Genomic DNA, 12,619 nt, shown 5'->3' on the forward strand with positions numbered 1-12,619 from the left:
CAGCACTCGCCAAATTCCTTCATAGTAAGTTAAGTATTATCGTTTTAATACAACAAAAATCTATATTGATATCTTTATAACCTAATATTAGTATCAGGTTATAAAAATAAAAATTAGGAGATGTTCCTATGCATTCTAAATCTCGTATTACTGCAATTGGTACTTATGTTCCAGATCAAATATTGTCTAATAACGATTTAGAAAAGATGGTCCATACGAATGATGAATGGATTGTACAAAGAACAGGAATGAAGGAAAGAAGAATCGCTAGCGAAGAAGAATATTCCTCAAACTTAGCCATTAAAGCAATTAAAAATTTATGTACAACATATAAGAAAAACTTAGAAGATGTCGACTGTATCATTGTCGCTACTACTACTACTGATTACGTTTTCCCTAGTGTTGCTTGCCAAATACAACAATACTTCAACATACCTCATACACTAGCTTTTGATTTAAATGCAACTTGTGCTGGTTTTACATATGGACTACACGTCGGTAATAGCTTAATCACTTCTGGATCACATGAAAAAATACTTGTCGTAGCGACAGAGACATTATCTAAAGTTACTGATTATACCGATAGAACGACCTGTATTTTATTCGGTGATGGTGCTGGAGCTATTTTATTAGAAAGAGATGAAGACACCCCAAGCTTTATCGCTGCTCACATGGGAACAAACGGTGATGGCGGCATTCATCTATATAGAACAAACTTATCTACTACTATGAATGGCACACCACTGCAAACAAATGAAAAAATCGTTCAAAATGGAAGAGAAGTATATAAATGGGCAACACGAACAGTGCCAAAAGGCATAAAAAATTTATTACATAACGCAAATATGCAAGGGGATGATATAGACTGGTTCATACCCCACAGCGCTAACTTACGAATGATTGAATCTATTTGCGAAAAATCTCAAATTCCAATACAAAAAACATTAACGAGCGTGGAATATATGGGGAATACCTCTTCAGTCACCATTCCACTCGCTCTAGATTTAGCTATAAAAGAAGGAAAGTTAAATAATGGAGACACACTTTTACTATACGGATTCGGTGGTGGTCTTACACATTTAGGGCTTATTGTAGAGTGGAATTTAATTTAAGTGTATAAAAAGAGGCTCTAGTCAGTAACTAGAACCTCTTTTTCATTTAATTTCTTGCCCCTTTTCGAGACCATATCACAACAGGAATAAGTAATAACGCTAACACGCCTCCAGCCAATGACAATGCCGCATAACTTGAATTCGCTACTACCATACCTGACATCGCTCCACCAGAAGCTCCAGCTAGCGCAATAAAAACATCTATTTTCCCTTGTGTTTTAGCACGTGTAGACGGTGTTGTGGAATCAACGATTTGTGCTGTACCACTAATCAATCCGAGGTTCCATCCTAGCCCAAGTAAAGACAGAGCAACGATTAATAGTAATAAAGAATCACTTGGCGCTATCGCAGCTATGACACCCGCTGCAAGTAAAATCACTCCACCAGCTATGCTCATTGTAGTTCGGCCAATTTTATCAATTAACATTCCTGTAACGAGAGATGGAAGATACATTGCACCTACATGAAAACCTATCACAAGTCCTACTGCACTTAAACCGTGACCGTGGTGTCCCATATGAACTGGCGTCATCGTCATAATCGCAACCATCACGATTTGCGTAAGTATCATTACGATTGCTCCAACTGTAATACCTCGTTTATTTTCTTTCACTTCTTCTGTTATTGGTTGCCCTTTATATGTATGTTCCTGTTTATATCTTTCTATTATGTTAGCAATAATTAACGGATCTGGACGAAGCATAACAAAAAGAACTAGACCCGCCAGTATAAATGCTGCTGCCGATAGTATGAACGGACCTGCAAGTTTAGGAACTCCAATTGAATGCGCAAAACTACCCATTACTCCTACTAAATTTGGTCCTGCAACTGCACCGAAAGTCGTCATTACCATCGTAATACTAACAGCCGTTGCTCTCTGCTTCTTATCTGCTAAATCTGTACCTGCATAACGAGCTTGTAGATTCGTGGCTGTACCGGCACCATATATGAGTAAAGAAATAAGTAAAAGAATAATGCTATTCGTTAAAGCTGCCATTACAACACCAATTGCTCCAAATCCACCTACTATAAACCCTGTTGCAAGACCTATCCGGCGTCCATACCGTTGCGAAAGCTTCCCTACTATGAAAGCTGCTAATGCTGATCCCAATGTAAACATAGCAGTTGGTAATCCTGCAAATGCATCTGTTCCAAGCATTTGCTGCGCAAGAAGTGCTCCCACTGTAATACCAGCAGCTAGTCCTGCACCGCCAAACATTTGTGAAATGCTGACGATTATTAACGTTCGTTTGTATAGTTTTTGTTGCTCTTCTTCTGTGTACACATGATTATCTATTAAAGCCCCTGCCTTATCTAGCAATTCCCCATCCTCCTTTTAAAATTAATCCCTCTTGTTAATGTACTATGTATAACGTTACATATTCAATGGCATTTTCCATTCATCCCTTTCATTCTAAAAAACTTTCTAATCATACTCGACTTATCCCATGCTATATTAAAAACACTACTATTCACAATATGCAAGGAGAAAACAATGAAAAAAACAGGCTAATAGCAGCCTGTTTTTCTTTACGCATCTTCTACTAATCTTCCCCTTCTCTTTTTACTTAAAGCTTTTCCTTCCCAAAACAACAAACTTACGAAAGCACAAATTAAAATAATTGGCACACTTGCTTTATATAAATCTGTGAAACTCATTGCCATCTGATTCTTGGCATAATGATTCACATCATTCGAAAATGTGAGTACCACTTTCTTTATACTTTCCTCTTGTTTTTCAACTTCTTTTGTCACTTGCCTCATAACTTCTTCTCTTTTTACATCCCTATATTCTACTGGAACTTTTCTTAATATTTCATCCGTCTTGTCGCGAATCAATTCTTCCTTTTTCTCTTTACTTAATCCCATTGTCATTGCATTTTGTTTCTTATTTATATTCGACTCTAAACTTTGATTCTCTATTTTTTCTTTAGTCATTTGTAAAATTTCAGTTTGCTCAGTACTATTCACATGAATATTCCGCACCTTTTCTTCTGCATAACGATATACTTTTTCTTTATTTACAGTTAAATTGTGAGTTAAGTTAGAGACAAATATTGCGACCGCCAATACAATTCCAACTTGTCGTAACATTGATACAACACTTTGAGAAGCAGTTAATAATTCTCCTTCAAACGAAGACGCACTTAAAACTGTAATTGGCCCCACTACTAAGCCATATCCGACACCTAATATCATACATGGAATAATAATTTCTATATTTGTTGAATGAACATCAATCATTTGCAACCAATAGTAGGAAAGCCCCATAACAAGAAATCCTGACAAAATAATAGTTACTTTTCCGAGTTTTTTAATTAAAGTTGCTGCAACTGGTGAGACAAAAAATATCATCGCTGAAATAGGTGTCACTAAAAAAGCCGCTTCAATTTCCGTTCGACCTTGTAGTTTCGTCAAGAACGTTGGAAGCAATACAGTAACTCCAATTAAAAATAAATTACTCAATATAACAACGATCGACGCTCCGACAAACATTCGATCTTGAAATAACTTTAAATTCACCATTGGGTTATGAATCTTTCGTTCTACTAAAATAAATAGAATAAGAGAAATAGTGCTAATTGCATAACAAGACAAAGCAATATTACTTTGCCATCCCCATGTATTACCTTTTACTAATATGAGAGTAAATGAAAAAATTGCTGTGCTACTTAATAGTAGTCCTATCCAATCTATTTTTGAGATAATACGTTCTTCATTTTTTATTTGTAGCATGATGCAACATAACACAATTCCTATTATACAAACCGGAACATTAACGAAGAACACCCATCTCCATCCTAAATTTTGCGTAATAATTCCACCTATTACTGGCCCCATAGCAGCTGACAATCCTTGTGTTACTCCTAAAATTGCAAGTGCAACATGCCTTTTAGCTAACGGCATAGCTGATACACCAATTACCATACTTGTTGGAAATAAAATTGCTGCCCCAATACTTTGTATAAAACGAGAAAAAATAAGAAAATCACCTGTATTAGCAAAAGCGCAAAGTACCGATCCACCCCCAAAAATCACCAGACCAAGAATATACATCTTTGCTTTTCCAAAGATATCAGCTATCCGCCCTAACGGAATGGCAAGTACTGCAATCGTCATTGTATAAACATTTAATACCCAAGACATCTTTTCTAATGAAGTATTTACACTCGATTGTATTGCCGGTAAAGCTATATTCATAATTGTCGTATCAATCATACAAAGAAAGATACCTAGACACATTAAAAAGACAATCTTAATACCCTTTGATTGCTCCATCTTTATATACCCCTTTATTTATTGTGAATGCGTTTTTCATTCTTCTGTTTTATTGTTTTCTTTCGCCTCTAACTCTTCTAATTTTTTCTTCAAAGTCTCCACTTGTGCACTATACGATGCAATACCTACATCTAGTGAAATTTCTTCGACGAAAGTAATACCTATTCTCCACTTTTCATATTTCAATCGAAGATCTGCAATGTACGCTTCTTTTCTTTCAATTTCATCTTTAATCCATTTTTTTATTGTTACATCATCACTATAGTTGCCAAAATACATTCTCATTAAAAAATCCGAACGTAAAACATCCTTCTCTATAGGCGTCTGCATGTATTGATAAAATTCTTCACGCCCCTCATCTGTAATAAAGTACATTTTCTTATTCGGTTTTCCCTCTTGCATGACAACCTCTTTTTTTATTTTCCCTTCATTCTCCAATTGCCGTAATGTTGGATAAATCATTCCAAAACTTCCATCAAAAAAATGAGTAAATACGTCTTCAAACACAATTTTAATATCGTAACCAGACAATTCCTTTTCCATTAATAAACCTAAAACAACATCTCTTCCCTTCAAAGTAAAACCCCCACATAGTATATAATCAATAATCATATTAACATTGTTAATATGATTATTGATTATATACCTTATTCTGTTAATTGTAAAATGTTTCTAAATAAAAAAGCCCCATAATTTGGTTTCACCAATTCACAGGGCCATTTTCTTATTTACTCTTTAACACCTACACCTTGCAAAACTTCAATATCCTCTTTCATTTCATAATAATAAGAAGGCAATTCTATACCATGTTCTAAGAAATAATCCTCAATGAATGAAATAATAATTTTTAACGTTTTTACACGAGCATACAATTTATCGTTACTTTCAATAATATGCCACTTTGCATTTGGCTTACTTGTTTTTTCAAACATGTCTTCCATTGCTTCAACATACTCATCCCATTTTTCACGATTACGCCAATCTTCGTCTGTAATTTTCCATCTTTTCAAAGGATTTTTCTCTCTATCTTTAAATCTCTTTAACTGTTCCTCTTTACTTATATGGTAGAAGAACTTCCCTATTATGTAATGGTCATCTGTTAGTAGTTTTTCAAAATCATTAATCTCATCATATGCTCTCATCCACTCTTCCTTTGTAGCAAATCCTTCAACACGCTCAACTAACACACGACCGTACCATGAGCGATCAAAAATGGTGATTTGCCCGTACTGTGGAATTTTGCGCCAGAAACGTTGCAAATAATGGTAACGTTTCTCATGAGGTGCAGGCGCTCCAATTGGATTTACTTGGAACCCACGCGGGTCAAGATGTTCCGTCACCCGCTTAATTGCCCCACCTTTACCAGCCGCATCCCATCCTTCCATAACAAGCATAACCGCGATTTTTTCTTCTTTCAAAATTTGCTGTAATGCTAATAAGCGCCTTTGATATTTTTCTAATTTCTTATTGTACTTAGATTTTGATTCAATTTTTTTCGTTAAGTCTACTTTAGCAAGATGTCCATTTTCCATAAAACAAATCCCCCTTGTTGTATGACAATGTTATTTTAACATATTTTTGGTAATTTTTTCATATCCTAAAAAAACTGTGTAGAAACATCTCTACACAGCTTCCTTCTCTAATTTCACATATATAAGCACATTTAACTACATTAAAATAAATAATTTATACTGAACTCTTAGTATATTCTTTTTATTAAAACGTAAAAATAGTCCTTTTAAAAAGGGCAGCAATCTAAGTATAGAAAAACAAATTTATTCTTTTTTACTACATACGTAATTATGCCGGCTATAAGAGTATTGAATAAGATATTGATTCACTACTCTTATAGCCACTTTACATTATATGGTATATTTACTCGTAAAAAGAAGATAATAACAAGTAAATCCATTAAAGAATGGGAGCTCTAAAAAAATGAAACGAAAAATATTAACTCTCTTTACACTTTTATGCTTAGCACTACCAATACAAGCTAGTGCTTACACATTTCAGTCACTACCGATTGCGTCAAAGTCTAAACAATGGTATGTCGAAATTGATAAATCTCATAACTCAAACAAGCAAGCAATCCAGCCAAAGCAAGGTGTATTTGATACGTATAGTTTACTCGTAAAAAACATCGGTCATGATGTATCAAACGTATCTGTGGAAATACTTGATAACAACCCTACCTCTAAAGCTACCTTTAAACCTACTACACCTAATGAAAATATTTCTAAAAGTCATACAAGCTTTGACTACATGGTATTCCCATTAGACTTTAATAGTCATAATTTTAAAGTTGTAATCACTTGGGAAGAAAAGAATTTCTCTTACAATGGCCATCCGGTAAATGAAGGTAAAAAAATGAAACAAACATTTGTATTTAATGAAGACTAAGTCCTAATTTCTTTAGGGCTTAGTCTTCTTTTTTGAAACCTGCTTGTATCGCTTCCGTCACTTCTTTTGTGATTTCTAATTTTGTTGTGCCAAATATGTACGGACAGTTTTTCATTACAAAGGTGTTTTATTAATACTAGTTGATTATATGCTAAGTTATTTTCTATATAGGTCTAGCCCTCTTTTCCCATATAATCAATTAAATCGACGAATACTCGGTACAGACAATGCTATTCCAATTGTTAAAATTACTAAACTAGCTAGTGTTATAATAGTTATTTCGCCACCTATGACAGTAGCTAACCAGCCTACAACTACATACCCTAATGGCAATAAAGCAAAAGAACCCAACATATCAAGGCTTGCCACTCTTCCGAATGCTTCTTCTGGTACAAGCTCCTGTAAACTCGTTTCCCAAATGAGTCCAAATATCATCATGCCAAATCCTTCAATTGCCATTAAGAATATTAAAGCGGGTGCCCAAGAAATGAATGGCATAATTAATAAAGCAATGCCACTCATTAAAACACCTCCATAAGCCAGTAATCCTCTCTTATGCCACCGCTCTTTCCCACCAAATATTACTGCGGCAATTATAGCCCCACCACCAGAAAAGGCCATGCCAAGCCCATACACGTAAGCTTCAAAATGATGATGAACATTAAATAACCATGGAATTAATACGACGATAATGCCGGCATAACAAATATTTATAAAAGAAAAAACTAAAATTGTAATCCACAGCCACGGATGACTTTTTAAAACTAAAACACCTTCCATAAACTCTTGTTTGTAAGTAAGCTTACTCTTTTCAATGGGTTTTACTTTTTTAAACTTAATTTCTTTTAAAAATAATAAAAATAAAAATGATAATAAGTACGTTGCTGCATCTAGTCCGAAACCTATCCCTGCAGATGCAACCGATACGATTAACCCACCAAGTGCTGGCCCAATCAATCGTATACCTTGATTACTCATTTGAGTGAGTGCGTTAGCTGCATTACGAATTTCAGGAACGAATACTTTCGCCCTTACAGCAGAATATGCTGGTTGGAATATCCCTTCCATAAGTCCGTATATGGCAACGAGAATATATAAAATCGTAATTGTTAATAAATCCATAAATATAAGCGATGCAAGTAATAGCATTAATATACAGCGGATTATATCCGTAAATAACATTAATTTAACCCGATCAATTCGGTCTACAACTAAACCTGCAAACGGTAAAGCAAGAATATTAGGTAGCATGTACATTGCCATCGTCATCCCCATTACAACTGTTGAGCCAGTTAATGAATACACAACAACTGGAAGTATGACCATAGTTATCGAACTACCTAAGGCCGAGAGTAATTGTCCAATCCATAAAAACTTAAAGTGCGTTGATACTTTAACTGGTAATAATAATTTTCCAATATAACTTAAACTTTTCTCCTTTTGTATTTCCCCTTGCATGTCTCTCTCCTCTTTTCAAATGACTATAGAATACATAATATACGACTGAAAATTCATAATATTATATTCCCAATTATATAAGAAACCATTATGTTATGGTAAAATTATCAAAAAAATATAAAGGAGAATGCATCATTATGCCTCCAAATTCACATAACATCGAACACCAAATCTATACAATGTGTATGATCCAGCGCAACAATGAAGTTTTACTCGTAAAACGACCCAATCATCGAGGTTTCCCTGGCTACATAGCTCCTGGCGGCAAAGTAGATTTTCCCGAAAGTATCGTTCAAGCCGCTATAAGGGAAGTAAAAGAAGAAACCGGATTACTTGTTTCGGATTTAAATTTTAAGGGATTAGATGAATATGTAAATCCGAAAGGGAATGTTCGGTACATGGTATTTAACTACTGGACAGACTCATTTGAAGGTGAACTTCTTTTAAACCCACCTGAGGGCAAATTATTATGGATACCAATCGATACAGCACTAAAGCTTCCTATGCAAGATTGGTTTAAAGAAAGATTCCCATTATTTTTTGAAAAAGGCACCTTTGAAATTCAACGTGTTTGGGATAATGAGCTAGATAAACAAGTTGCTATAACAATTACACATACGTAAAAAAGCTTGGAATCTCTCCAAGCTTTTCTTACTTCTCCTGTACTTTCTTAATCTTATAATCAATTTCTAAAAACTTAACTCCAAATATCCACATTCTATGATTAGCTTCTAGTATGTGATCCGTGCGCTCTTTTATAATAAAAGTCTCTGCTAACGGTAAACGGATTGTCAAGAACCGAGTATGTAAATAAATCCCCTCATCTCCCTGACCATTTTCTCTTAACTTACTAGTAATAATTAAATCATGACTATCATTATATAGTTTCAAAATACCAGTCATATTCGAATAAGGTAAAGGTAAGGCGATATTCATATATGTCTCATTCTTATTTGTATGCTTTGAATAAAGAGCTACAAAAATAGATTTACCTGCTTCATTTTTTCTTAGCCAAGCCCTTACATTCTCTCTTCCATCTTTCTCATCTATGACACTAATGATAGAGCCATGCATCGTTTCCCAATTGCCGCCCATTCCTAAATGTATTTGTTCTACACGCTTACTCATTTTCTCATAGCAAAGTGCGAACGGACGGAACCAACGAGCCCATTTAATATTCGATTGCAATTCATACTCTGCTGTATTTTCATAAAAATGAATCATACTTAAAGGAACCTTCGTCACATCAAATGCCTCACTATGAAAGTCATTTACTTTATCGACTAAACCGTTGTATTCCTTACTGTCTACTAAATTGCTGCTATATAAATAAGCCTCACCAATTGCCACATTTCCTCTTAACTTACTCATTGGTTTCCCATAGTATTTATAATTCGGAACACTCTTTTCAATCACCCAGCCGATAAATGCCGGTAAAGCTACTCCAATTCCGTTGACAACACCATGAATCCAAACCATTTGAGCAATTGTAATCGTCATTACATGCTTCAAATTTCCATATGAATATATAAGTGAGAACATAATTGTAACCATGAGTGTACTAGACGAAACGATTAGAAGAATCTTTGCACTGATAGCATTAAATTTTGCTCTCCAAACGTAAAATCCATACCCATAAATTGCACATAAATATAGGAACACTGCAAAAAATTCAAATATTCTTGAGTATGTAATTCCTATTGCAACTGTCATAGGTGAAATCATGATGATAAACATAATAGCATCATACACTTTACTTCTCTTTTCTCTTTTTCTCCCTATTAAACCAGCTGATAATGGCAATAGAAACGCCGAATAATGAAAATGTGCAGCTGTGAGTAAAACAATGTCAGAGCTAAAATGCATAATTGAAAGTTTTGCTACTGAAGCAGAAAACCAAAAACCACCTAAAAACAAATAAATAAACGCACTATCTATGGCGATCTCTTCTAACGGCTTCCATCCTCTTTCTAGCAATCTACTTACACCAAATAACGCAACAATTCCTGTATATACAAACCAAACTAGCGCAAATAAATAGTGATTTGTGACGAAAGCTAGCATTGCACAAATTGCTGCGATTGGATATAAAAATGATACGGATTTATAAAATAATAATTGCGATCCATCTCTTTTTCTTTTATCAATAATACAAAATGACATTGGTATAAATAATAAAACAGATAATAATATAATTGCTTCAACAGGATTTATATTCGACCACTCACATATTAGAAAAACAACATAACAAGCAAGCCCAAATATTATATTTTTCATATCGTCTATTCCCTTTCCACAAATGTTCCCTTATATGAAAAAAGCGAACCAATTAACGGGTTTCGTACTTGTACATGAATTCGAAAACATTGTAGTGTTTCATCATAACTTTCAACAATTTTTGCCTCACCATACAAAAATTTTGGTAACGGCATTTTTCTTCCAAACATATAAAACCATTGTTTCTTTGAAGAAATATGCATTGCCCCTAACTCATCGATATGAAAATGCAGTGTAGAAACGAGTAAATGTGGTTCACCAAAATAATCTACAATTTCATTTTCGTTTTCATCAAACTGCATAACTGCATTAAAATATCTTTTCTTATTATGAAAATAAAAAGTACGGTTCCACCTTACTAATTCTTGTCCATATTCATCTCGCTCAGCTATGTTTTGTATCGTAAATGGAATTTCCTCTCCTCGTTCCGAGAAAAACATTCGAAACTTCGATGCAATTTTCAATATAAATTTCACGAAAAAAGAGCCACCGTAAATTTCATCCATCTTTCCTTCCCCTGTAAAACTATTCTCTTCTGTAATCGCATAACGCTTCTGCAATTCAGGATGAAGATTTTTATAGGTATCCCCTAATAATCGTTCATACATATTAGCCATATACTTATCCCTTTCTCGCCCTCTTGCAATTTTTCGCGCTTGGTAAATCGAAACTATTTATATAACCGACAATTGATAACCCCATTAAAAGAACATTTAATGTAATCGGATTAAACGGTCCTGTAAAGCTTGCGATATTCGTAAATCCTGCCGCTAACGTTAAAACTAGTAATACAATAATATGCAGTATAAATAATTTTCGTTTTGTTAGTGGCAACAGCCATACGACACCGAAAATTATTTCTAACCCCCCAATTATTTTAAGTATACATACACTACTTTCATTTGAACCGATTAATAAAGAAAGCATCTTTACTTCTTCTGAATGAGTAAACAGTAGTTTTGGCACTATCCCTTGATATATCCATACAAAAGCAAATAAAGAACATACGAGCCAATACGTCATTGTTCTTCTAATTAGTAACCTAGGATGAAGCCCCTTTTCTAACCATAATTTTAAGGCATCAAAACTCCAAGCAGTCGCCCAACCTAATAACGGACGAAAAATATAGGAATCTATCACATTTCCTATACGACCAAATCTTGTATCATAATCATATTGTGTCTCAAAATGGATGTATTCTTTATTGGGCGTATACTTCCAATAACCACGTCCTATTTGAATAAGAGATAATGTATTATCCGTCCAAAATTTTAAAGAAGAAATTCTTTCACCAGTTTCTTTTCTTATTTCACCTATTGATTCCCCTTCTCCAACTATTTCAAGCCCAAATCCAATCTTTGTTTTATACAAAAACTTCTGTGGTTCCCCTTCTTTTTTCTCTAAATACGAAATTTCAGTAAAGCGAGCATCCCACTCTGTATGTATATCTGGTTCTTGCGTATATTCCCATAATTTTTCCATCGTCGTGTTCATTTTTGTCGCAACATAAATAGGCTGTTTCCTTTTCATTCTCCCCACCTCCTATGCACTATAACTTTAATGTACATGCAATGAATTTATTTTGCTACATTTTTCACAAACTTCCTCAGAAAAAAGAAAGAATTTTTAAAATATATATAAAACACTTGATTCCACGAAAAATTTAAATTATTATAAAACAAATGTTACCAACAACTTCATAAATCAAACACTCTCGCCTAAAACGTGAGATAGAGGTTGCGATACTTATGAGTATTCTAATGGAGACACAGAGATGTCTATGAACTTAGATGAAAGGAAGTATTGCCGAAATTGATAAATTTCTCTGCATTTATCAATTGGGGCTGTTTTCGAATAGAAACAGAACTGTCATATGTACAGACGTGTACGTATGAAGAGCTATCTACAAAAAAGAGATATCATTTTTTTATGATATTCCTTTTTTGGCGGTTTTTTTTATTAGCTCCGTTTTCTGTTTCCCTTTTCCTGTAACAGCACCATCCTCACTTATTTGAGATGGTGTTTTTTGTTTGTCTTTCTGGTAACTACAGGAGTATTGGGATTTATATATTTCCTAATCTATTCTTAAAAAT

The 12,619-nt window shown here is 34.2% G+C and carries 11 protein-coding genes and 1 riboswitch; of the genes, 3 read left to right on the forward strand and 8 right to left on the reverse strand.

Features of this window, described 5'->3' with window-relative positions:
• Positions 1-128: 128 nt before the first annotated feature.
• Positions 129-1,112, forward strand: a complete 984-nt coding sequence (locus AU379_RS14885; protein WP_061139447.1) for a ketoacyl-ACP synthase III — start codon at positions 129-131, stop codon at positions 1,110-1,112.
• 46 nt (positions 1,113-1,158) lie between these two features.
• Here the strand turns inward: AU379_RS14885 and AU379_RS14890 are convergent, their stop codons facing one another.
• From AU379_RS14890 to AU379_RS14905, 4 genes are all read right to left on the reverse strand, one after another.
• A complete protein-coding gene (locus AU379_RS14890; protein WP_000884517.1) occupies positions 1,159-2,433 on the reverse strand; it encodes an MFS transporter in 1,275 nt (424 codons plus the stop codon).
• 209 nt (positions 2,434-2,642) lie between these two features.
• Positions 2,643-4,391: an MDR family MFS transporter gene (locus AU379_RS14895; RefSeq protein WP_061139448.1), complete on the reverse strand. Its 1,749-nt coding sequence runs from the start codon at positions 4,389-4,391 to the stop codon at positions 2,643-2,645.
• A gap of 36 nt (positions 4,392-4,427) precedes the next feature.
• Complete coding sequence (locus AU379_RS14900; protein ID WP_000678329.1) at positions 4,428-4,967, reverse strand: PadR family transcriptional regulator; 540 nt, start codon at positions 4,965-4,967, stop codon at positions 4,428-4,430.
• 152 nt (positions 4,968-5,119) lie between these two features.
• A complete protein-coding gene (locus tag AU379_RS14905) occupies positions 5,120-5,923 on the reverse strand; it encodes a UDP-galactose-lipid carrier transferase (RefSeq protein ID WP_000427320.1) in 804 nt (267 codons plus the stop codon).
• A 403-nt stretch (positions 5,924-6,326) separates the two neighbouring features.
• Here AU379_RS14905 and AU379_RS14910 point away from each other — a divergent pair, with 403 nt between their 5' ends.
• On the forward strand, positions 6,327-6,791 hold the full coding sequence (locus AU379_RS14910) for a hypothetical protein (RefSeq protein ID WP_000823343.1): 465 nt from the start codon (positions 6,327-6,329) through the stop codon (positions 6,789-6,791).
• A gap of 195 nt (positions 6,792-6,986) precedes the next feature.
• Here AU379_RS14910 and AU379_RS14915 read toward each other — a convergent pair whose 3' ends face one another.
• Complete coding sequence (locus tag AU379_RS14915) at positions 6,987-8,249, reverse strand: MFS transporter (protein WP_044795688.1); 1,263 nt, start codon at positions 8,247-8,249, stop codon at positions 6,987-6,989.
• Between the two features lie 137 nt (positions 8,250-8,386).
• Here AU379_RS14915 and AU379_RS14920 point away from each other — a divergent pair, with 137 nt between their 5' ends.
• Positions 8,387-8,872, forward strand: coding sequence for an 8-oxo-dGTP diphosphatase (locus AU379_RS14920; protein ID WP_001134949.1), 486 nt, complete (start codon positions 8,387-8,389; stop codon positions 8,870-8,872).
• 28 nt (positions 8,873-8,900) lie between these two features.
• On the opposite strand, the gene AU379_RS14925 is transcribed toward AU379_RS14920, so the two are convergent.
• From AU379_RS14925 to AU379_RS14935, 3 genes are read right to left on the reverse strand one after another with little or no spacing between them, the layout of a single operon-like run.
• A complete protein-coding gene (locus AU379_RS14925) occupies positions 8,901-10,526 on the reverse strand; it encodes a YndJ family protein (protein ID WP_061139449.1) in 1,626 nt (541 codons plus the stop codon).
• A 5-nt stretch (positions 10,527-10,531) separates the two neighbouring features.
• Positions 10,532-11,143, reverse strand: a complete 612-nt coding sequence (locus AU379_RS14930) for a DUF4166 domain-containing protein (RefSeq protein ID WP_000002647.1) — start codon at positions 11,141-11,143, stop codon at positions 10,532-10,534.
• A gap of 4 nt (positions 11,144-11,147) precedes the next feature.
• Positions 11,148-12,056 carry a DoxX-like family protein gene (locus tag AU379_RS14935; protein WP_000823948.1) on the reverse strand — a complete coding sequence of 303 codons (909 nt, stop codon included), beginning with the start codon at positions 12,054-12,056 and terminating at the stop codon, positions 11,148-11,150.
• A gap of 193 nt (positions 12,057-12,249) precedes the next feature.
• Positions 12,250-12,436: riboswitch (Lysine riboswitch) on the forward strand.
• Positions 12,437-12,619 lie beyond the last annotated feature (183 nt).

The organism is Bacillus sp. JH7, from assembly GCF_001563515.1.
In the GTDB taxonomy this organism is placed as follows: Bacteria; Bacillota; Bacilli; order Bacillales; family Bacillaceae_G; genus Bacillus_A; species Bacillus_A cereus.